The following is a 22,417-nucleotide window of genomic DNA, read 5'->3' on the forward strand; positions in this document are numbered from 1 at the left end:
GGCTCGTCGGTGTTATGCCCGCTATCCCCGATCTTCTTCCGATCCCGCTCGCCCGACCGCAATTCCAGCCCGCCTTTCCTTGACCGGACCGGCCTTGCAGCGTGACAACCGGCACCGGACGGTTCTGCAAATCTGTGGATAAATCGGACGCGGCGATCCTCGGCGGACGCTGCGGAAGATCGATCGGGACCTCAGCAGAATCGGCGATGGCGGGCATTTTAACTAAGTTTGACGAGAGCCGGGGAACGCCGGACTCGGCGATGGACCCGGCGGAAAGACTCGCTTAAGCATCTCGCATCTACTATATCTGGTGTCCGACACCGCATTCACGACTAAATGACCGCCGGCCACCGCCGGGCCACCGTCGAACCCCTTTTCGACGACGGGACCATCGCGTCCTGTCGGCTGACGCACCGAGGATGAACCCATGGGCATGACGATCGAACGCCGCTCGACCAAGGCCGGCACCAGCGCCTATGAGACGATCCCGTTCCGCGAGGCGACGAGCGAAATCAAGAACCCCGACGGCTCCATCGTCTTCCGCCTGGAAGGCATCGCGGTGCCCGCGCAGTTCAGCCAGGTCGCGGCCGACATTCTGGCGCAGAAGTATTTCCGCAAGGCGGGCGTGCCGAAGATCCTGCGCCGCGTCGAAGAGAACGACGTGCCGTCCTGGCTCTGGCGCTCCGTGCCCGACGAGGAGGCGCTGGCGCTGATCCCGGAAGCCGAGCGCACGGGCTCCGAGATGGACGCGCGGCAGGTCTTCGACCGCCTCGCGGGCACCTGGACCTACTGGGGCTGGAAGGGCGGCTACTTCGCCTCCGAGGAGGATGCGCGCGCGTTCCGCGACGAGCTCGCCTACATGCTCGCCACCCAGAAGGTCGCGCCGAACTCCCCGCAATGGTTCAACACCGGCCTTCATTGGGCCTATGGCATCGACGGCCCCGGCCAGGGCCATTTCTACGTCGACTACCTGACGGGCGAGCTCACCCGCTCGACCTCGGCCTACGAACATCCGCAGCCCCATGCCTGCTTCATCCAGTCCGTCGCCGACGATCTCGTGAACGAGGGCGGCATCATGGACCTCTGGGTGCGCGAGGCGCGCCTCTTCAAGTACGGCTCGGGCACGGGCTCCAACTTCTCGAAGCTGCGCGGCGAAGGCGAGAAGCTGGCCGGCGGCGGCAAGTCCTCCGGCCTCATGAGCTTCCTCAAGATCGGCGACCGGGCCGCCGGTGCCATCAAGTCGGGCGGCACGACGCGCCGCGCCGCCAAGATGGTCGTGGTCGACATCGACCATCCCGACATCGAGAAGTACATCATGTGGAAGGTGCGCGAGGAGGAGAAGGTCGCCGCCCTCGTCACCGGCTCCAAGACCGTCTCCAAGCACCTGAAGCTCATCCTCTCGGCCTGCGTGAACTGTGAAGGCCCTGAAGGCGACTGCTTCGAGCCCATGAAGAACCCGGCGCTGAAGCGCGCGGTGAAGGACGCCAAGCGCGCCCAGGTTCCCGAGAACTACGTCAAGCGCGTCATCCAGTTCGCGCGCCAGGGCTATACGGACATCGAGTTTCCCGTGCTCGACACCGATTGGGACTCGGAGGCCTATCTGACGGTCGCCGGCCAGAACTCGAACAACTCGGTGCGCGTCACCGACGACTTCCTGCGCCTCGTCGAGACCGACGGCGACTGGAACCTCACCGCACGCCGCGACGGGCGCGTGGTGAAGACGCTGAAGGCGCGCGAGCTGTGGAGCCAGGTCGGCTACGCCGCCTGGGCCTCCGCCGATCCCGGCATCCAGTTCCACACGACGATCAACGACTGGCACACCTGCCCGGAGGGCGGCGAGATCATCGCCTCCAATCCGTGCTCGGAATACATGTTCCTCGACGACACCGCCTGCAATCTAGCCTCGCTGAACCTTCTCCAGTTCCGCGAAGCAACGGGCCGCTTCGACACCGAGGCCTTCGAGCATGCGACGCGCCTCTGGACGATCGTGCTCGAGATCTCCGTCCTCATGGCGCAGTTCCCCTCCAAGGAGATCGCGCAGCGCTCCTACGACTACCGCACGCTGGGCCTCGGCTTCGCCAATATCGGCGGCTTCCTGATGACCTCGGGCATTCCCTACGATTCGGCCGAGGGGCGCGCGATCTGCGCCGCCGTCTCGGCCCTGATGACGGGCGTCTCCTATGCGACCTCGGCCGAGATGGCCGGCAAGCTCGGCGCCTTCCCCGAATACGAGCGCAATGCCGACCACATGCTGCGCGTCATGCGCAACCATTCCCGCGCCGCCCACGGCACCGCCAACGGCTACGAGGGGCTGGCGGTCGATCCCGTTCCGCTCGACCATGCCTCGCTGAAGGACAAGCGCCTCTCCGGCCGCGCCAAGGCCGCCTGGAGCCATGCCGTCGAGCTCGGTACGCAGCACGGCTACCGCAACGCGCAGGTCTCCGTCATCGCGCCGACCGGCACGATCGGCCTCGTCATGGACTGCGACACGACGGGCATCGAGCCGGACTTCGCCCTGGTGAAGTTCAAGAAGCTCGCCGGCGGCGGCTACTTCAAGATCATCAACAACGCCGTTCCCGCGGCGCTGCGCACGCTCGGCTACGGCGAGGCCCAGATCGCGGAGATCGAGGCCTATGCCGTGGGCCACGGCAATCTCAACCAGGCGCCCGCCATCAACCCCGGCAGCCTGCGCGCCAAGGGCTTCGGCGACGAGCAGATCACGGCGCTGAACACGGCGCTGAAGAGCGCCTTCGACATCAAGTTCGTGTTCAACCGCTGGACGCTGGGAGACGCCTTCTGCAAGGACGTGCTCGGCGTGACCGACGCGCAGCTCGCCGACTTCTCCTTCGAGCTCCTGCCGCATCTCGGCTTCTCCAAGGCCGATATCGAGGCGGCGAACGTCCATGTCTGCGGAGCGATGACGCTGGAAGGCGCGCCGCATCTTCAGGACAAGGACCTGCCGGTCTTCGACTGCGCCAATGCCTGCGGGCGCATCGGCAAGCGCTTCCTCTCGGTCGAGAGCCACATCCGCATGATGGCGGCCGCCCAGCCCTTCATCTCGGGCGCCATCTCCAAGACGATCAACATGCCGAACGAGGCGACCGTCGAGGAGTGCACCAAGGCCTACATGCTCTCCTGGAAGCTCGCGCTGAAGGCGAACGCGCTCTATCGCGACGGCTCCAAGCTCTCCCAGCCGCTGAACGCCTCGCTGATCGCCGAGGACAGCGACGAGGACGACGACATCGTCGAGGAGACGGCCGCCGCCCTCATCGCGGCGCCCTCCGCCGCCCGCGCGACGGAAGTCGCCGAGCGCATCGTCGAGCGCATCGTGGAAAAGGTCATCCGCGACCGCGAGAAGCTGCCGAACCGCCGCAAGGGCTATACGCAGAAGGCGATCGTCGGCGGGCACAAGGTCTACCTGCGCACCGGCGAGTTCGACGACGGCCGCCTCGGCGAGATCTTCATCGACATGCACAAGGAAGGCGCCGCCTTCCGCGCGATGATGAACAACTTCGCCATCGCGATCTCGCTCGGCCTGCAGTTCGGCGTGCCGCTGGAGGAGTATGTGGAGGCCTTCACCTTCACGCGCTTCGAGCCGGCCGGCATGGTGCAGGGCAACGAGGCCATCAAGAACGCGACCTCGATCCTCGACTACATCTTCCGCGAACTCGCCGTCTCCTATCTCGGACGGCAGGATCTCGCCCACGTGCAGCCCGAGGATTTCGGAGCTTCGACGGTGGGTCGGGGCGTCGAGGGCGACAAGCCGGCACCTCTGCCGATCTCGTCCGGCATGGTGCGCGGCCAGACCGCGAAGTTCCGCCTGGTCTCCTCGAGCGATCCCGTCGGCTCGGCCGCAGCGCCGGCTCCGAAGGCCGCCGCCTCCGCGGTCTCGGCCCCGGCCACCCCGATCGGCGCCGCCCGCCCGGCCGCGATCGGCTCCGCCGCACCCCGCATGGCGACGGCCGCCAAGACGGCCGCCGAGCCCCTCGCCTTCCGGCGCGGTGCCGAGGCGCCTCTGTCGAAGCCCTCGCCGATCACCGACCTCTCCCCGGCTCAGGGCCTCTTCGACAGCCCGCTCGCCTATGCCGCCAGCGAAGAGGACAAGGCCCGCGTCGAGGCCGCCAGCGCGCCGAAGACCACCAGCGCCGACCGCCGCGCCCAGGCTCTAATGAGAGGCTACACCGGCGAAAGCTGCTCGGAATGCGCCAACTTCACCATGGTGCGCAACGGCACCTGTCTGAAATGCGACACCTGCGGAGGTAGTAGTGGTTGCTCATGATATGCCGACTGGGATTTGTCGGAGTCACCAAAGTTGTGGAATCGGAACCAAAGTTCTGAACTCCCATGTATGAAGCAGGAATTATAGCCTACACCGACACGAGGTGTTTTTCGTTCAGGGCCAATGACTAAACCTGCGCGGCGCATGCCGCGCAGGAATTCATTCGGGAACAAACCATGATCGAATGGTGGCGCAGACGAAATAGGTGCGGGAACGCCAGATGCTTGGGTTGCCGCAATGCGGCGCTTGTAGAGGAAGCCAACCGAAGATGACGAGCTCCGAAGCCACCGCGATTGCCCCTTACCGAGTGCTAAGTCTCGATGGCGGCGGCATGCGCGGCATCTACACAGCAGCCTTCCTTGAGAGCTTGGTCGGACAGTTCGCTGTCTCGCGTGGCGAACGTTCGCTTGACCTCGGGCGCGGCTTCGACCTCATCACCGGCACGAGCACAGGGGCTATCGTCGCCTGCGCCTTGGCGATCGGCAAACCCATGACCGACGTCGTAGACCTGTACCGCGAGCATGGGCCACGGATCTTCCCTCACCGCATCAAGGGAAGGCGAAGCGCGATCTTCCGAGCGATGACCGGGTCGTACTACGTCCGTCGCGGCGACCAGGCCCTTCGAACAGCACTCTCCTCGGTGCTGGCAGACGAGACAATCGGCGGCGTCTTCGAAAAGCGCGGCATCTCACTCTCGATCCCGGCCATCGACATGAGTTCCCACAAGGCTTGGGTCTTCAAGCGAACCCCCAAAAGTGGTCGCCGCGACGATCGCTACCCTCTGGTGGACGTCTGCATGGCATCGAGTGCCGCACCCATCTACCGCTCCCTGGCCGCCGTCGAAAACCCGGCTTCGCCGAACGCGCCCAAACAGGTTTTTGCGGACGGCGGCCTATGGGCGAACAACCCGATCATGGTCGGCATGACGGACGCGCTGCTCAATGCCACGCCGGGCCAACCGATCGAGATCTTCTCGCTCGGCACCTGTCCGCGACCGGAGGGCGAGCACGTGACCGAAGCGAAGGCGCATCGCTCGATGCTCAAGTGGCGGCTCGGCGCCGACGTCGCGCCGCTTGGCATTGCGGCGCAGGAGTTCGCCTTCGACCACATGGCGCGCCTCATCGCGATCGCCCTTCACGAGTCGGGGCGTTCCATCCGGACCGTAAGGTTCCCGAACAAGGACGTCCCGGCGAGCATGATGCCGTTCCTGGCGCTTGACGACACCCGGCGTGAGGCGATGGACCGACTGGTGCAGCAGGCGTACCGGGACGCCAACATGACCAAGAGTGCCTGTGACGATCCGGGCAACCCGGAAGGCGCGCTCATTAAGGACCTGTTCATGTCCCTTCCGCCCGCACCGTCGGCCGCGGCGGCTGAAAAAGACGGGTGAAGGAGACCACCATGTACGACTGTTCCAACGACATTCTCGCCTACCACGACGAGCGCGTTACCCTTCCCGACCCCGAGCGGACCGAAATGCGAAACCGCCGGGACTCGAACCGCGACAAGGCTTGGCGCGGTCTGGAACGCGAGGGCGATCCGACGCCCATCGAGTTTCGAAGCCAAGGCAGCTACGCTATGCGGACGATGGTTCAGCATCCTTCGAAGGACTACGACATCGACGATGGCGTCTATTTCTGGAAGGAGGACCTCGTCGACGAAAAGGGTCGCGAGCTCAGCGCGCGGCAGGTCAAGGAAATGGTGCGCGATGCCGTGGACGACGGAAACTTAAGCACTCCACCTGAAGTTCGCCGGAACTGCGTCCGCGTGCAGTATGCGAAAGGCTACCATGTCGACATCCCTTGCTACCGCCGGGTAACGACGAAGGACTGGCTCGGGAACGAGTCCCACCACCATGAACTCGCGGGGCCGACCTGGAAGAGATCGGACGCCCGCGACGTGACCGGTTGGTTCAAATCCGAGAACGAAGCGCAAAGCCCGGACACCTCAAACGGTCGCCAGCTACGGCGCGTGACGCGCGAGATCAAAATGTTCGCGAGGAGCCGGGCTGGCTGGTCCGGGAAGATCCTCAGCGGTTTTGGGATCACCAAGCTGGTGACCGAAACCTACAGGGCCCACGCGACGCGCGAGGACGTCGCGCTCTACGATACCATGCGGGCCATGCGCGATCGCCTGGAAGTGAACCTTGTCGTTGATCACCCGGTAACGCCTGCTGAGACCATTACCACCCAGGGGCCCGACGGCTCCGGCGACCCCAAGGCTGCATATCTCAGGGATCGATTGTCGGAGGCGCTTGACGACCTCGCATCGCTGAACGAGGCGGACTGCACGAGGGAACGTGCGCTGGCCACGTGGGACCGGGCGTTCGCGACGACGTTCTTCGGCGCTCGCAAGGAGCCGGCAAAGGTCGCAGCGGGCGTAGCTACGCCAAGTGTCCTTTCTTCCGGCTTCTGGGCGGACCGCGAGGCGGCGGCCGCCAGCGCCGTCAGGAAGGAAGGGGGCGGCCGACATGCCTGACGGCGGATTCCTTCAGCCCCGCGACGACGCCACACGGGCGCTCGACGAACGGCTGCAGGAACTCGGCGGGGGGTCAGTGCGGCGTCTGGATCAATCGGACCTCGTCGTCTATGCGGGTCGTGGCTTCGTCGACGGATGGCGCGTCGCGATCGGTTTCACGGATGGGGTCGTCAGGCATCTCGACGTTCTCGTCCAACCCAGCTTTCCTGCCGGGCTGCCCAGGATCGCTCTCGTCGAGCACCCACCGAAGCTCACGTGGCCGCATGTCGAGAGCGACGGCGTCCTGTGCCTCCTACCGCTAGATGCAGAGGTGGATCCTCGGGACCCCGCGGCCGTCACGACCAACCTTCTCGGCAAGGGTTCCCGGCTTGTGGAGGAGTTGCTCCACGGGTCGTGCATCGACAGGGACTTTCGGGAGGAGTTCCTTACATACTGGAACTACGACCTCAGTTCGCGTCATGAGCCGGACAGCTTGCTCAACCCGGTCCCGCCCTCCCGGTCCGTAAGGGCATGGCGCGGTGCGCGTCACACGGTGATCGCCGAGGACGACGCGCAACTTCGGGATTGGCTGGGCAACCGTTTTCCGGGCTTGGACACGCGCCACGCGCGGATGGAGGAAGCCCTCTTCCTGTGGCTTCCAGAGCCTCCGCTCCCGGCCATGTATCCCCACCGCGCGAGGGATTTCGATCGTCTTGCCGACTTGGCCGGCGCGACCGAAATACTCCACCGATCGGTCGAGAGGATGCCAAATTCACTTCTCGTGGCGATCGGCGCGAACGGACGTGGCGGACCGGGCTTGGTGGGCGTGACGATCGCGAAACCTAACCTAACGATGCGGGCTGGACCGGAACGCTCGCCGTCGGTCCATCGTGGCTTTCGCCCGGGCCGCCTGCCGGCGGCAGTCGCGATCTCCCGGATGCTCGGCGACGAACCTGTGCGCCGGATGGCAATCCGTCGCGCCGACCACAGCTGGGTGCACGGCAGGGGAAACGATGCCCGCGCCCTGACGCTGGCCGGAATGCGGGCGGTGATCGTCGGATGTGGATCGGTCGGCGCGCCCGTGGCGCTGGCCCTCGCGCAGGCGGGCGTCGGATGCCTCGACCTGGTCGACTACGACACACTCAGTTGGGCGAACGTCGGTCGCCATCCGCTTGGAGCCGAATCGGTCGGTGCCAACAAGGCCGAGGAATTGGCACGCTCGATCAGGAGCCGCTTCCCGCATCTGGCGGTCGCCGGGTTGCCCATGGACGTGTTTGCACTGATGGCGTCGCGCCCGGACATCCTCAACGATGCGGACGTGGTGGTGGCGGCGACCGGAAGCTGGGCGGCCGAGCATGCGCTCGATCGATGGCACGAGGCGGCGGATCGGCCATCTCCGTTCGTATATGGGTGGACCGAAACGCACGCCGTGGCCGGACACGCCGTGGCGATCGCGTCTGACGGCGCCGGCCTTTTCGCCGGCATCGGCGAAACCGGGGTGCCGAAGCTTAAGCTCTTCGACTGGCCGGGAGGCGACAAAGCGCTCGAGGAGCCCGCGTGCGGCGCGCACTATCATCCGTACGGCCCCGTGGAACTGGGATACGTCACCTCGCTGGTGGCCGATCTCTCGGTGGCCTGCCTGCTCGGCACGGTGCATCGTTCGACGCATCGAATCTGGGTTACCGGAAAGACAAGGGCTGCAGCTCTCGGCGGTCGACCGACGGAGGAATGGGATCGACTTGGCTTGGCGGATGGCGGGAGACAGGCGGAACTGCCTTGGCCGGACGGCGACCCTGGGGATGGCGCGTGAGATGCCGCTGACCTATCCCATAGGTGGCAGTGGCCAGATGCTGAGGCTGCGGCCCGATGTTCTCCGGACATTCAACCGCCATCGGCAAGGCTGGCTGTTCGGACGGGAAAGCGGCGGTCAGCTATTCGCAGGTTTCGAGGACCCTGGAACGGTCGACGTGCAGGAGGCCACGCCTCCCCGCCATGCTGACGTGCGAACTCGGCATTCGTTCATGCCCGACCGCCGAGCCGAGACCCGCGAAATCCAGGACCGACACCGATGCGGACTGCACTTCGTCGGGGACTGGCATACCCATCCGGAGGCACGGCCGTCCCCATCGACGACCGACATCGTCAGCGCCCAGGCTGCCTTCCTCTCGTCGAGTCATCACTTGAATGCGTTTCTAATGGTCGTCGTCGGCCGTGCCCCGTTCCCGGACGGCTTGTTCGTGGCGCTATGCGACGGCAGCTCATGCCACCGTCTACAAGCGCAGCCTCGTAGGAGGCGCTGGATGTATATTGGGGGGCATTCCAAAGGCTAGCAACGCTCGCTATCAGGACTGTGGACGTTAAGTTGCGTTGGCGCGGAGCGAGACAAGGCGAGGACGATCCGGTCTGCTATCTGAAGCCAGTTGTCGTTAACTCGACGGGGAACGTTGCCCGCCGATGAGGACCCGCTTCGATGTCCGTATGAATTCCGCATGGAGGGCGACGATCTCGCCTGCCAGCGAATGGAACTCTTCCACGACCTGCCGAAACATCTGCGGGTGATCGAGTTCCCATTCCCCGGGAACGGAAAACCATTCGGAGTTCGATCTCGACGGGTATGTCTTGGCGTTCAACAGTCCGACATAGGCATCTACCTTCTGCCAAAGGGAGCGCTTGGCCAGTTCAAGTTCGGGGTGAAGGAACTCATGCTCGGCGTTGTTCCAATCGTAGACGAAGGTCCGAAGGGGTTCGAAACGGTCCAACCGAAACAGAAATCCGGCCATGTTATTCTCGTCCACGAAGCGAATAACGCCGTTGGACGGCAACAGGGCCAACAGCTTCTCGGCCAACGCATCGTCATGCTCCCGCGCCGCGTCGTCTAAGGACCTCAATTGAGGGTAGTGACGAAAGAACACGTCGTCATCGAGCATGAGATCCGAGGCGATGTCGTCCCAGAATAGAATGGCAACGGTAAACTGGCCGGCAGCCGTGCGCGTGTCGGAGATCATGCGGACCGCGTGCTGAATTCGCGCGTCGCGAGGCGCCGTGGTTACAACGTACAACTCGTCGAGGCTGGGCTGGAAGGACTCGGCGGCCGTGATCTCGCTCAAGACGGTAGCCTGGGTCACACCGCCGACAGTATTCTTTCCTTGAAGGCCTATCCGGCGACCGGAAGGGGTCGTCCCCCAACCGTCCACGCCGTTCTGCGCCTGTCCGGTCCGGCCGTTACGAAAGGAATTCGGCGTGCCCCACCGCAATTTCGCTGCGGCCACGGCGATATCCTCGAACTCGTCCCAGGATTTTGGCGTCGGGATGTTGGAAGCGGACAGGGTCGGCATGACGAAACCTTTGTCAGGAAACCTTAGCGCTGCTGAACCCTTCAGAAGTCACTTGGCGGCCTCATCAGAGACAAAGGCTCCGTGCGCTAGGAACGCGGGCTGCCGGTCTTCTTACAAAGCACGCGGACCTACCGCACCAGGCCTCCGGAGGAAACCGGAACACGGTGCCGAGCACTCGGCGCCCTTTCAGGAGCGAGGACGGCGGTTCCTGGCACGGCAGTAGTCGCGCATTTGCAGGTCAGTCGATCGTAAGGAGGCTGGCCGTACTGCGGGCCGCTGCGGCGTTCAAGGAAGTGGAGACGACATCGAGCAACCCAGTTGCACCATATACCTGCGCCCCGGCTATCGTAAGTCGCACCATGCGACCGCCGTCGTCCGCGCCGACGAGCCCTGCGGACGACCGCGCTTTGAGGATCCAGATCAGAAGCTGGATAACACCAAAGGGTTCGCAAGTGCCGCCTGTCGGGCGCAACCTTCCGTGGGCCAAACTCTTGCCCCGTGCCTTCGAACCGTACCGTCAGTAGCGCCTCGCCAGAGACTCCGAGGTGTCGCGGCACGCTCGGCGTACACGAGCGTCGCGTTCCTCGATGATCGCCGCGTGGTAGGCCGATTCCCTGCCCCGCCGCTCGTTGCGTAGGCGCTCTCCGGCATCCGACGCAACGACGACGCCGGGGTTCAGCGTCAGGCGGTGGCTGTTGCCGACGACGAAGACCGAGTCGTCCGGGACCCACTCCACGTTCAGCAGCGGGACCTCGATAAAGGGCTGCCCAGTCGCCTCGGTGAGTTCCGCCGTCAGGTTGACCCGCCGCAGCTCGAACGACGTCCGCATCTCGTGTGAAACGAGGTTCGGCGCCGCCAGGTCGCGCGCAAGGTTGTCCGCCTGCTCGAGCGTCCCGGCGTACTCGACCGTATACCAGCGGTTACCCCGCATCGCGATCAAGAGCCAGCCGGACACGTGACCGTCGACGTCCCCGTCGGAGCGCCGCAGGATCGCGACGTCGCGGTCGACCATAACGGCGCGCCGTGCCTCTCCCGGGAACGGCTCGCTCCATTCGGTCGACACGGGCGGCATGGACGTCCCGCGCCTCCCCTTTCCATTCCTTCCGGCCATGTTCCCCTCCGCAACTTCCAACGGAAGCTCGGGGAGCTGACAGAAAGCGACAAGCGGCCGTCGGTTACGACCCGTTCAAGCGCGCTAGATCCACGTCTTCGCGGCAGGTCGCCCGAGCCCAGCGGATCCCTGACTGGTGGAGAAGTTTTCCAGTTTGTCTGTGAAAGTTTTCGCTGCTGCAGCCCTCGCGCCGGGACCAGCGGAGCACGCGGCTGCCGACCAGCTTTCGATAAGATCGGCGATTCCTCTCCTTCCTTATAGGACACGCCGTCTCCGAAAGCAGCGGTGGCTCGCCAAGCTAGGTGGCGAGTTGCATTTGCCGGCAACCCGATCAGCGGCCTGCGGCCTCTGTCATACGCCTGGCGGAATGGATGAACTCCGGATGGCTCTCGTATGTCGTCAGCAAGACGGCGCCAAGCAGTGCCAGGGTTCCCTTGGCAGCGGTCTGCGGCGTGAGGCCCTCTACTTCAATCGCTTTGATCGCCCTCCTAGCTTCGCTTTTCGCAAGACGGTAGGGGGAACCAGCATCGAGGTGCGAGTGATCACCAAAATCTTCGCTTCTCTCGAATGCGAGCATGTCACTCACCGCCTTATTGAGCGCGGTAATGGCTACGTCCACCTCATAACGGTCTTGGGACATGTCGATCGCTTCCTTTCGTTTGACCAGCGCGTGATGGCGCTCGAGCGTCAGTTGGGAATGCCGACGATTGTCATCGGCACCCCTCGCTGACTGCGAGATGGAAGGCTCTCGGATAGCGCCGTCTCCGGCAAGCCCCCGGCGTCCACTTTCGGCGCCACTGCCGCGACGAGCGCCGAGCCGCTTTCACGACTTCAGACTCCGATCGGCCAGAGGCTTTCCGCCGGCTTACAAGACCTCCCTGTTCATTAGCGTCTGCAACGCGTCCGAGTGGTAAAGATCCATGGCTGGGGTGGCGCCAGCCAGGTACGGCGCGATGACAGCCGAAGACTTGAGACGCACGATGTCCTCGAGGTCCAAGCATGCTTCGTCGGCCAGTTCCTCCCCGGTGAGCGACCTACGCCGGATGTCCGCCAAGTCGTCCGCCAACGCACGCTCGACCCCGCGACGACGAAGTTCGTCACCCTCCTCCAGGATGATCCCCATCCCTGCGGCGACCTTGATGAAGTCGGGTTTCTTGAACCCCGAGATCAGTGCCGCATGCTGCAGCGTGACCATCTTACTGGAGAACGTCGGCTTTTCGAACAAGGTAGTGTCGACCCCGAACGGAAGGCGTTCAAGGGCATGCTCCTCTACGATCTGCGCCAGGGCTGTCCGGGCCTCGTGACCGTCCCGCCCAAACCGCTGGTCGTACAGACGGTTGTAGAAGCGACCGTAGACGGCCTTCGGGCCACCCTTCCCCGCTCGCGGCATTTCGAAGAGCTCTTGGAGCCGGCGTTCAATCCTATTCGGCCAATCCTTGGCGATCTCTAGTCCAGCGGAGCGAACCCCCATCGCCTCGCCGAAGGGCAAGCTCCTGATGTCGAGCGCCTCCTTTCCGACGGTCGCCAGTTCGCCAAGCCACGACAGCACCGCCGAAGCCTCGCCCAGTTCGAACTCATCGAGGCCTGGCATCAGCACACGTTCCGTCACGCCAATGCGACCGAGCACGTAAAGATCTGCGGCAATCGATGCAGTATCGGCGATGTCTACCTTCCTCCCGGCACACTCGCTCCAGAGGTCGGCCGTGATGGTGGCCGACGTCGTATCCGCGGTCTCCAGCAACACGTTCCCGTGGACATGGCAGTGATGAACGTCTCTGAGACACCACCATGCCCGGACGAAGGGCACCCGCGCCGGGGTGTCTTGCCCGCCGCGCAGATCTTCCGCGACGCAGTTAGGGCAAAAACGGACCTTTCTTCCGATGGCGGGATTGCGCCAGTCCCATGGCATACGGATGATTTCGCCGCGCAGGCGTGCCTTCACCCTGCTGGTCCCGACAGGCGACCATTCACGAACGAGGTTCGGATCCACACCAGCGATCTGGCTCAGCTCATCGATCTGATTGCCGCGGCGGACCTCAGCCTCCGATACACCGATGACGCTCCCGAATTTCGCGACGTCCTCGTATCCGTTGTGACGGGCCAGACGGGTCAGCAGCCACGCTGCCGGCTCGCCGGCCCCGAGGCTGACTTTCTCGACAGACCTCGCCAAATGAATGTTCATATCAGCTATTTCCGATTGATGATGAACGGGATCTACGCAACCGAAAGCTAATATTTGGTGTCTTGTAGTTGTTTACTATTGAGAACCGCGTCGCCGTTGCTAGCTGCGATTGCACTACTGTTAAAAGTCTAATCGCCTTCCGAAACGCAGCTTAACCCGGAGGTGCCAAACCTCGACGTGACAACTCATGATCGAGACGCAAATGGCCAAATCGAAACCGAAAGTCATCAAGACCGAAAAGCAGCTCGCCGCCGAGCAACGCAGGCTCAAAGCGCTGGCTGTCAAGCGTGCCGAGCAGCGCGCGATCACCGATCGCGTCAGGGAACTGTGCGACGACGTCAATTCGATCGGAAAAAACAGTCTCAAGGCCACTTTCGAACTGGGTTTTGCGTTCCAGGAAGCTGCCACCCTCCTCAAGGGATCGTTCGGCGTTTGGGTAAAGCACCAATGCCAGATCGAGCCTCGGACCGTCCTCGGGTATCGCAAGGTGGCAGTCCGCCTCGGCGCCCATAAGGGAGTCCTGCTCGAGACCAACCTGACCCCGTCGGCGGCAGTCGTCCTTGCTTCCGCTCCGGATGCGACCATCGAAAGGGTCGTTGCCAGCCTTGCTTCCGATCGCCGGATCAGCGTCGCCGAAATGAAGTTGGCGATCCGTGAACAGCCCAATGAGCCCGATACGGTCATCGGAATGAAGGCGTTCCGGAAGGCCGCCCGCGAGCATGCCGCCGAGGTTACGCGCAAGCTTGAAAAGCTGTCGGCCGCGCTCGCATCGACCGAACGGGACCCGTCGTTCGATATCGTTGATGCGGCCCGGTCTCTCCATACGCAGCTCATGGCAATGGCATCCGGATCGGATCCCCAGGACGCCAACCGCAACACGGTTCGAGCTCTGGCGAACGCCGTTGGCAAGCTCAAAATCTCCTCGAATCCAGAAGACCTCGGCGTCGCCGCCTCTCTCGTCCAAGACCAAATTGACCATCTGCATTCCGCCCCGCCGATGAACTCGGTGCCCCAGGAGTCCGAAACCATGACAGCGACGATCAAGCCCGAGCCACTTTCGCGTTTGCAGGACTCGCTGTTCGGGTCTGTCTTCAAACACGGCCTGACTGCCTTCGAGGTCTGCGCGGGCGGCGGCGGTCAGGCTGCGGGCCTCGCGAAGGCCGGGTTCAAGCACGTGGGCATGCTCGAACGTGAAGCCGGACCGTGTAAGACGTTGCGCGCTGTCTTCGGTCCGGAGCACGTCATCGAAGCTAATCTTGTCGGCTACGAACCGGGTGATGTCGGTCCGATCGACCTTCTCGCGGGAGGGGTGCCTTGTCAGCCATTCTCACAGGCAGGGAAGCGCAAGGGCAAAGACGACGATCGCGACTGCTTCCCCGAGGCTTTGCGTCTTGTGAAGAGCTTGAAGCCGCGCGCCGTGATGTTGGAGAACGTGACGGGCCTGCTGGGCCCGGCACATGATCCGTACCGCCTAAGCATCTTAAGGAAGCTCTCGAAGATGGGATACGAGGCGGAGTGGCGGGTCGTTCATTGCACTGACTTTGGAGTCCCCCAGGATCGCAAGCGCGCCATCCTCGTAGCCTTCAACGACAAAGCGGCAATGGCTCGGTTCAAGTGGCCCGTGTCCGCCGGCAACTATGCCGAGATGCCCTATACGATGGCGGAGGCCCTCGCATCCGTTCTGACTGCCCGGGGCTTCGAGCTGCCACAGGATCTCGTTGATCGGCTCGATCGCACCGCGCCGACGGTCATTGGCGGCAGCCTAAAGAAGGCCAGCCCGGATTTCGGACAGCCGAAGTCGCGGGAGGTCTGGGGGAAAATTGATTTTGCCGTCAGCCGATGGGGCGACTACGCTCCGACGCACGACCATGTCGGGGAACTGATGCCGACGAACAAGGTGATTGCGGCGCTGCAGGGCTTCTCACCGAAGTGGCCCTTCCAGGGAAGCAAGCGCGACGTCTATCGGCAGATCGCGAATGCCTTCCCGCCAGTTGTCGCGCTGCACCTCGGTTGTGCCATCGCGTCCGCTTTGACAGGTGAGGAGTTTCACCCCGAGGCCCAGCGGCGATATGAAGGCCGCCACTATGTCATCACCCCTGACAGCCTCCGTCGCAAAGGCGGGCCCGTGGCTGCTCCTTCACATGTCGAACGGCAGCCGGAAGGACAGCGGAAAACTTTGCCGCTGGCACTGTTGCGGGAAACGTCCTCGATGAGCGACCCCAGCTGGGCCGAAGGCGACGTACTCGACATCGACTACAGCGCGTTGCGGCGCAAGTTCGGTCCGTGGCCGGAAAACATGTGGAAGCATCAGCGCCAGTATGGAGCGCCAGTCGGGGCTTTGACGGAGAGCGACTATGCTCCGTACGAAGGTAACGACAGGGAAGAGACCGAGGCCGAGCACTTCGTACAGTACTGGGTCGATCCAGAGGCTTGGCGAGCTGGACGACTGCCGGAGCCCAAGACCGCAGTCACTAACGACGCCGTTTCGGAGTCAGAGGCAACCATTGCCGACTGATGGGTGGTGCTAAACACAAAATGCAACAAAGCCATCCCTACACCACCTCGGCCTCCGGTGGCCGAGGTAGTGCCAGACGGCGGTAGAAGCTGGACGGAATGGTCTGCGGCATCTTTCGACGTACGGATCCAAAGGAAGGTATCCGCGGGCGCTTCGGTTGAAGCGAGCGGTGTTGTCTTTAATTCCGAGCGACCGTGGGTCGGGAGATCCACCGCGTGAAATACTGCAATACCCGTCGCCATCGAAAGCCGCATGCGCGAGGCCAGTTACGCTGAGCAACATGCTGACATCCGTTTTCGTCGCAAACGGAAAATTTGGCGATTGGACTCCGTCGACTGCATATGCAGAATTCGACGAACCTTCGAGCGAAAGGCGGTCGGATGCGTCGAGTCTCAGTCGTGGCACTGACTTGCTCGCTACTTGCAAGCTGCGCCATCCATCCCGCGCCGGGCGACTACGACAAGAGCTACACGCTCGGCATTGTGCAGAGCATTCGCTGTGAAGCGCGCGACGGCATTCAGCAGGCCCTCGTCGAGATCATGAAAGATCCGGGCGAGGAGCAATATCTCAATGACGCCGACACGCAGGAAGAGCGTCGCAAGCTGGAAGCCGGCGGCGAGCTTGTCAATCTTCGGCAGGATCGTCTTCACCCGCAGCTGCAGACTCTTCTCTCCAGCATCAAGGGTATCGTCGTTATCTACGATTTCCGTTTCGAGCTGACAGAGACGAACACGAACTCAGTCTCCGCCGGGCTCAGGGATGTGGTTTCTGCGGGGTTGTTCGATCTCGGTCTAGGGGCTGCCGCCAATCTCACCCGGCAGAACACCCGGAGTTTCCGGACAGTCGACGTCGTTGAGGAGTATTTTGTCAGACGCGAGCTCGATCGAACCTGCCAACGATCCGTCGCGGGAGGACGCTTCCGCAGCAACATCCTCTATCCTCTGGCGGGCCGCATCGGACTGGCGGAGACACTGCGGACATACCTTCTCCTCGTTGAGACGGCCGGGCTGTCGAAGCCAGCAAGTCCCTCGGAAGCCGCCGTTCCGCGAACTCTGGTGGAAAAACTTACTTTCACGACGGAACTGTCGGTCGGAGCGGACCCAAAGCTCACGCTTGAGCCAGCGACCGATGACATTTTTCTGGCAAGTGCCATCGGCTCCTTCAAGGCCGCCCGCAAGGACGTCCACGAAGTCACTGTCGCACTTTCGCTTGCGCCCAGTACTGAAGAATACCGCACAGAGGATGCCATCATAGAACTGAACAGGCGGCAGCTGCTCGACTCCCTTCAAGCCCGGCGCGGTTTTTAGGTTGACTGACTAACGACCGGGTTGCCCGAACCGAGAATGACCGCTCAAGCGTCTTTGGCTCACCCCCCGAGAGATGGCAGGAGCCGTAGTTGCCAATTTGAGGACCCTGGTTGTGCCTTCGGCTGCCAGTTCCGTCTTTTGCAAGGTAGTAGAATTGGGAAATCAGGAGATCGGCACGTATCAAGACCGTGTGGTGGGCTTTGTTGACATTCTTGGGTTCGCCGACCTGGTCCGTCGCGCGGACAAGGATCCAGGATTGCGTGATGATATCGCTGAAGCCCTGGGAAAAGTGAGACGAGTGGCATCACCCGGCGAGGGTGAGAGCGATTTGCGAGCTCAGAATTTTTCCGACAGCCTGATCCTTTCAGCCGCAGACACGCCGAATGGGCTTTGGCACCTGTTGCTCTCGATCGATGCGTTGGCTTGGAATCTGCTGCAGCTCGGTGTGCTGATACGGGGCGCGGTTACGATCGGCGGGATGCGACACGAGACTGATTTAGTGTTCGGCGTCGGCGTGAACGAAGCGGCAAGGCTCGAATCCACGGTCGCAAAAATGCCGCGAATCATACTCGGCGCCCGTGCCTTCGACGCAGCCGATCGCTACGCGAATCGGTCCGAGGTTTGGTCTGCCTATCGCAACTCCAGACTTCTGCGGGACCGAGACGGTGTTTGGTATCTGAATTATTTGAACGACATCGCGTGCTTCAATCATCAGGGCGGAAGCAACTCCGACATACTGCAGCACCCGCTATGCGAAGTCGGTAAGCAAATACAGTCGATCATGCAATCGAAGCTGGACCGTACGCTTGATCAGCCGGAAATCTACGCCAAGGTGGAGTGGTTCGCGCGCTACTGGAACGAGGTGGTCGCCAAACACCCCGATCCGGCCATTACCCCCGTAATCGGTGAACTGCGTCTCGCAGGCATGGAAACGCGGCATGGTGCGCTGCCATTCCGAAGTTTCTGAAACTGATCGGTTGCGCCTTCTCAGCCCGCGACCACTTCGCACCATTCGAGCTGACACGAGACCTCTCGGTTTCGTCACGTCGGCGCCTATCGTGGCTATGCGGGGTGCAACGCCGGACGAACCGCTTCACGTTCTTGAGGTCGCCCATCTTGGTTCCGGTCCGCAGGTGCGCGCAATGTGGAACCATCGACATGGAGTCCATGCCGACGGCGACGATGATCTTGGCGTCACCGGTCGCGATCTGCTGCATGCCGAGCGCGACCGCACGAAGGCCAGAACCGCAGCGCTGATTCATTCCCCAGGCGGTGGCCTCCCGGGGAATGCCGGCCTTCATGGCCGCCTGACGGGCGGGGTTCTGGCCTTCTCCAGCCGAGAGGACCTGACCAAGGATCACCTCGTCTACTTCGACAGTATCGACACCTGCACGATCATGGACGCCGCGGATAACGGCGGCTCCCAGCTCGTGGGCCGGAACGTTCGCGAACGAGCCGTTGAACTGTTGAACTGATCCGCCCCCCAAGCCAAAAGTCCATCACGCTCGAACCGGGGCGGAGCGGTGAAATCGCGCTTGCGACTGTTGCACCTCGACATGCCGACCCGCATCGCAGACTGGTCACAGCGGAATTATTCATCGACGGTGTGTCACAAGGTCCAATCTGCGAGGCACTCGTTTCAACGTGAGCATCATCCTCATGCCACATCGGCGAGCGCGTCAGTGGGCCTGAACTGCCAGGGCATAAGATCATCGATGCGGCTCTGGTTGGCGAACGAACGTGAAAGGTTGATCACCTTTGGGCGCTGGCCGGGGAACACTTCGGGGTTGGCAAGGTACTCGTGGCACGTCATCACCTTGTGCGGTGTCGCGGCATTGTCGATGTCGCCGGAGGGGCCGACGAGGACGTCGCGCTCCGATCGAACGGTTGACTCCTACAGCGCATGAAGCGACTCCGAGGGTCGTGTCGTGCGGAAGGAAAAATTGATTGCTTCTCGTGACAGGCACGTCCGGCGTCGGAAAGACGTTCACCATCGAGGCCGCCATCCGCTTCAACATCTCGCTGCTGAGGCTTAGCGGGAGTGGTATCCTTCGCAGTCTCGACCGACCCGTCGCCGGACTTTCAGACGTCGAAGCTGACGAGAACCAAACAGCCATCCTTGAATTCCTAGGCAGAATTCCGGACGCCGAAGCGCCGAACATCCTGTTCGATGGACATGCGGTTCTCGAGACGGAAAATGGGCTTTGGCCCATCCCGCTGTCCATCGTCGATCAAATGCGGATTGATGGCGTCGCGCTTGTCGCGGACTCAGTCTCGGCAGTCGCACTTCGCCGCAAGGCCAAGGGCCGATCGTCGACGTTTGCTGACGTCACGGGGCTTCAGAAGATGGAGGAGCTTCGTTCACGACGCATCGCTCAACACCTGTCGGTCCCATACGCCTGCGTGCAGAGTGGGGATGCGCCTGCAATGGTACGTTTCCTGGAGGCTGTCAGGAGACCGCGTGGCGAAGATAGCCGTTAAACACGAACTCGCGCCGACCGGGGCGGTAGGCTGACTCGACGGTATCGGTCAGTTCAAACCCTAATCCGACAAGGGCCGGCCCCAAGGTTGCGATTCGCTCTTCCGGAACGGTCGCGAGGGGCTTGCTACCCAGTGAGCGCGCGCTGTCTCTCAAAAGCCGGATGCCCATCCCCGTGCCGACGAACCGATCCGCAACCCAAAGCGTGCAAACCTTTCGCTCGTCCGTGTCTTTGAGGATCGTAAGCCCGGCCAGTTCACCATCCCGCACGACGGTCTCCAGCCGCCGGGTGCCGTCATGAAGCCCCGGCACAACTTTTTGCCAGAACCACGCCTCGAAATCGGGATAGTAGCGATCGAAATGGCGCACAGCGTCGTAAACCCGCAAGACATCCGTCTGGCAGTGTTCACATCTCTCGTACTCTGCGCGGCCGCGATCCAATGCTAGCTTCACTTTTTTCGTGGCCCCTTCGATAAACGCGCCCAGCCGAATCGCCGGAGCAGGTCGGACCAGTCAGTCCAAAGGTAGAGTACCGCCCAGCAAAGGGCCAGCAGCATTAGGGAACGCCAGGCTGGCCAGTTGCAAAGTGACATGCTGACCGCCTGCAACGCACTTCCCGTGGCGCCGAGAAGGATGATCCCAACCACGTAGGCGTAAACCTTCGCGGACTCGTACGAGAACTTCGCGAATACGACCACGCTCTGGTCGGCCATCGGCGGGTCGAATTCCTTCTTCCAATGGTAGACGACGAAGCGACCGAGGTCTGACCCGAAGGTCTCGGGAGCGTAACCCCGCCAGAGATCTGCCTCGAGCAGTCGCACCTTATAGGGCGGTGAATGAGCGGCGAGAAGCTCGAATGCCATATCCCGAAGGAGAAACGCGTGTACCGCGGAGATCGGGACCGCATGTCGGTCGTCCCTGTCGAGGGTCGACTGGAGCGACGACTGGATGCTGCGCATCTCGTTGAACCGGATTTCCGTGTACTCGCGCTGCTTCCAGTTAAGGCTCAGCGACCCTTCGGAGCCACTCTTCTTCGAACTGAACGTTACCGAGGCCGCGGCGTCCAGACCAATTCGGAACCGCAGATAGTGTCCGCCCGGTTCCCGCATGCCTGCACAGAATGGCTCCTCGAAGGTGAGGATCGTGCCGCAAGTTCGATCACTGTCTTCAAGGACACGTGTGGTCAGGCGGCTGGGGTTCAGGCCGCCGTGACACGTCAGATAGTGCTGCCTTCCCTTTTGAACCGTGAAGCTCTCCTGGCCGACGCCGACGGAAGCGCCGAACTCGACGACCTCGTTGAAAACTCCCCTCAGCAGGTGCTGCTTCTCCCGTAACAGGCCCATTAGGTCCTGGGGCCGCTCCTTGAAGGTGAATGGCAAATAGATGGAAAGAGTCCCCAATTGCTCGGCGTTCCGCATTAGGATTCCCACGTCGAGGAAGTCCTCGTCGGCCTTGCGGGACCGGACGTGGCGCCAGAGATTGAAGTGCATCTCGGCCGATGGCATGGCTGCCCCGGGTGGCGAGTCCTTCGACTTGGTAAACCATAGGGTGATGGTGTCTGACACGGACCTCAATTCACCCATGACGTTTCGGGAGAGCCTACCCTTGCACGCAAAACGTTAGTGAACGATGGAGAGCGCTCAGGATTCGCCTTGGATCAAACGGTGCCGAAATGAAGCCAGTCCCTCCAAAGTCCCTCGTCGTCAGGTCGCCTTGGGTCGAGCTGCTCATGACCGGCGAGAAAACCTGGGAGCTGCGCACGAAACCGACGAACGTGCGCGGGGCCGTGGGACTGATCCGGGCCGGAAGCGGCCTGATCGTCGGCGAGGCGAAACTGGTGGATGTCGTGGGTCCGCTCGACGAGGGCAGCCTCCGTTCGGCGAAGAACTTGCACCGAGCAGACGACATCGAGGCAATCGTCCGCAATCGATGGCTATATGGATGGGTCTTCGAGGGTGCGAGGTGCTACGTGGAGGCAGTGCGATACAGGCATCCGCCAGGTGCCGTGGTTTGGGTTCGGACCGAGCCGAGTCCTTGACGCTGCGTTGAGGTCGGAAGCGGCTACAATAGCCGCCGGCAGGTGCAATTTGAAGAGCTCTGCCTTTACGTCTAAGGTCGGAGCGACCTGGAAGCGTCTTTTGGGCTGGCAAACCCGGTCTTGCCGTATCCCGCCCCAGTGACGTCGGGCCGTACCAAATGGTCATGGCGGATCCTGCGTGTTTTCGGTCCTGACCAGCTTCTCCCGCAAGGCAGTATCGGCGCGTAAAGTGGCCGCCGTACCGAAGAATGCTACCACCAGTTCGTGTGCGTGGCCGGACGCGAGCCTCGACCCGGTCAAACCGGCGTAGCCCGTCCGCATTCGATCCGCGCAGTCTTTATGGTTGTCATTACGGATCCGCATCCGGCATAAAGTCGATGATCGAAAGCGCTTCACCACTTGGTAGTACGCATCCGATGAAGACCGCGGCGTTTGCGTGGTTTGCATGATAAGTTTGCGAGCATGGATATCGATGAGGAGAAGATCGACGCCGCTGTTCTGGCGCTCTTATGGCTGACGCTTCACGATGAGCGCCGTGCCTGGAAGAGCTTTGACTGGGACGCGATGGATCGCCTGCACCGGAAGGGAATGATCTGCGATCCGGCGAGCAAGGCCAAGTCGGTCGTGCTGACCGACGAGGGGCTGCGCCAGGCGGAGGTGCTGTTTCGAACCCTGTTCGCGCGGACCGGGTGATCGGGCCTATTGGGATGCTCG

The 22,417-nt window shown here is 62.6% G+C and carries 17 protein-coding genes and 1 pseudogene; 11 read left to right on the forward strand and 7 right to left on the reverse strand.

Going from position 1 to position 22,417, the window contains the following annotated elements; genetic code table 11:
• The first annotated feature begins 433 nt into the window (after nt 1-433).
• From ASG62_RS15290 to ASG62_RS15310, 5 genes are all read left to right on the forward strand, one after another.
• Nucleotides 434-4,279 carry a vitamin B12-dependent ribonucleotide reductase gene (locus ASG62_RS15290; RefSeq protein ID WP_056692239.1) on the forward strand — a complete coding sequence of 1,282 codons (3,846 nt, stop codon included), beginning with the start codon at nt 434-436 and terminating at the stop codon, nt 4,277-4,279.
• Nucleotides 4,280-4,547: 268 nt separating this feature from the next.
• Nucleotides 4,548-5,669 carry a patatin-like phospholipase family protein gene (locus tag ASG62_RS15295; RefSeq protein ID WP_082537061.1) on the forward strand — a complete coding sequence of 374 codons (1,122 nt, stop codon included), beginning with the start codon at nt 4,548-4,550 and terminating at the stop codon, nt 5,667-5,669.
• Between the two features lie 11 nt (nt 5,670-5,680).
• Nucleotides 5,681-6,757 carry a cyclic GMP-AMP synthase DncV-like nucleotidyltransferase gene (locus ASG62_RS15300; protein WP_056692243.1) on the forward strand — a complete coding sequence of 359 codons (1,077 nt, stop codon included), beginning with the start codon at nt 5,681-5,683 and terminating at the stop codon, nt 6,755-6,757.
• On the forward strand, nt 6,750-8,546 hold the full coding sequence (locus ASG62_RS25645) for a ThiF family adenylyltransferase (RefSeq protein ID WP_082537062.1): 1,797 nt from the start codon (nt 6,750-6,752) through the stop codon (nt 8,544-8,546). Before ASG62_RS15300 ends, ASG62_RS25645 begins: the two co-directional genes overlap by 8 nt.
• A gap of 37 nt (nt 8,547-8,583) precedes the next feature.
• A complete protein-coding gene (locus tag ASG62_RS15310) occupies nt 8,584-9,066 on the forward strand; it encodes a Mov34/MPN/PAD-1 family protein (RefSeq protein WP_244487513.1) in 483 nt (160 codons plus the stop codon).
• A 96-nt stretch (nt 9,067-9,162) separates the two neighbouring features.
• Here the strand turns inward: ASG62_RS15310 and ASG62_RS15315 are convergent, their stop codons facing one another.
• From ASG62_RS15315 to ASG62_RS15335, 4 genes are all read right to left on the reverse strand, one after another.
• Nucleotides 9,163-10,071, reverse strand: coding sequence for a hypothetical protein (locus ASG62_RS15315; protein WP_056692066.1), 909 nt, complete (start codon nt 10,069-10,071; stop codon nt 9,163-9,165).
• A 517-nt stretch (nt 10,072-10,588) separates the two neighbouring features.
• Nucleotides 10,589-11,143: a hypothetical protein gene (locus tag ASG62_RS15325; RefSeq protein ID WP_056692072.1), complete on the reverse strand. Its 555-nt coding sequence runs from the start codon at nt 11,141-11,143 to the stop codon at nt 10,589-10,591.
• Between the two features lie 370 nt (nt 11,144-11,513).
• The gene (locus tag ASG62_RS15330; protein ID WP_056692074.1) at nt 11,514-11,822 is read right to left on the reverse strand and encodes a hypothetical protein; all 309 of its coding nucleotides are present in this window, start codon (nt 11,820-11,822) and stop codon (nt 11,514-11,516) included.
• Between the two features lie 225 nt (nt 11,823-12,047).
• Entirely contained in the window at nt 12,048-13,364 is a 1,317-nt protein-coding gene (locus ASG62_RS15335; RefSeq protein WP_056692077.1) for a TniQ family protein, read from the reverse strand.
• A 187-nt stretch (nt 13,365-13,551) separates the two neighbouring features.
• Here ASG62_RS15335 and ASG62_RS15340 point away from each other — a divergent pair, with 187 nt between their 5' ends.
• The 3 genes from ASG62_RS15340 (at nt 13,552) to ASG62_RS26550 (ending at nt 18,153) form a co-directional block, all read left to right on the forward strand.
• On the forward strand, nt 13,552-15,879 hold the full coding sequence (locus tag ASG62_RS15340) for a DNA cytosine methyltransferase (protein ID WP_056692080.1): 2,328 nt from the start codon (nt 13,552-13,554) through the stop codon (nt 15,877-15,879).
• 398 nt (nt 15,880-16,277) lie between these two features.
• Nucleotides 16,278-17,186, forward strand: a complete 909-nt coding sequence (locus ASG62_RS15345; RefSeq protein ID WP_156382169.1) for a hypothetical protein — start codon at nt 16,278-16,280, stop codon at nt 17,184-17,186.
• Nucleotides 17,187-17,340: 154 nt separating this feature from the next.
• A complete protein-coding gene (locus ASG62_RS26550; protein ID WP_057180479.1) occupies nt 17,341-18,153 on the forward strand; it encodes a hypothetical protein in 813 nt (270 codons plus the stop codon).
• A gap of 112 nt (nt 18,154-18,265) precedes the next feature.
• Here ASG62_RS26550 and ASG62_RS25650 read toward each other — a convergent pair.
• Nucleotides 18,266-18,673: pseudogene (locus ASG62_RS25650) on the reverse strand (acetyl-CoA C-acetyltransferase); the annotation flags it as partial.
• A gap of 460 nt (nt 18,674-19,133) precedes the next feature.
• On the opposite strand from ASG62_RS25650, the gene ASG62_RS15360 reads away from it, so the two are divergent.
• A complete protein-coding gene (locus tag ASG62_RS15360) occupies nt 19,134-19,667 on the forward strand; it encodes a hypothetical protein (protein ID WP_056692089.1) in 534 nt (177 codons plus the stop codon).
• On the opposite strand, the gene ASG62_RS15365 is transcribed toward ASG62_RS15360, so the two are convergent.
• Both ASG62_RS15365 and ASG62_RS15370 read right to left on the reverse strand, forming a co-directional pair.
• Complete coding sequence (locus ASG62_RS15365; protein ID WP_156382170.1) at nt 19,636-20,052, reverse strand: N-acetyltransferase; 417 nt, start codon at nt 20,050-20,052, stop codon at nt 19,636-19,638. The two genes, ASG62_RS15360 and ASG62_RS15365, sit on opposite strands and share 32 nt — an antisense overlap.
• A 62-nt stretch (nt 20,053-20,114) precedes the next feature.
• On the reverse strand, nt 20,115-21,230 hold the full coding sequence (locus ASG62_RS15370; RefSeq protein WP_156382171.1) for a hypothetical protein: 1,116 nt from the start codon (nt 21,228-21,230) through the stop codon (nt 20,115-20,117).
• 107 nt (nt 21,231-21,337) lie between these two features.
• Here ASG62_RS15370 and ASG62_RS28055 point away from each other — a divergent pair, with 107 nt between their 5' ends.
• Nucleotides 21,338-21,703 (forward strand): ASCH domain-containing protein, encoded by a 366-nt coding sequence (locus ASG62_RS28055; protein ID WP_056692098.1) that lies wholly within the window; start codon nt 21,338-21,340, stop codon nt 21,701-21,703.
• Between the two features lie 462 nt (nt 21,704-22,165).
• Nucleotides 22,166-22,396 carry a DUF6429 family protein gene (locus tag ASG62_RS15380; protein ID WP_056697844.1) on the forward strand — a complete coding sequence of 77 codons (231 nt, stop codon included), beginning with the start codon at nt 22,166-22,168 and terminating at the stop codon, nt 22,394-22,396.
• The last annotated feature ends 21 nt before the right edge of the window (nt 22,397-22,417 follow it).

This window comes from Aureimonas sp. Leaf427 (assembly GCF_001425485.1).
Taxonomy (GTDB): Bacteria; Pseudomonadota; Alphaproteobacteria; order Rhizobiales; family Rhizobiaceae; genus Plantimonas.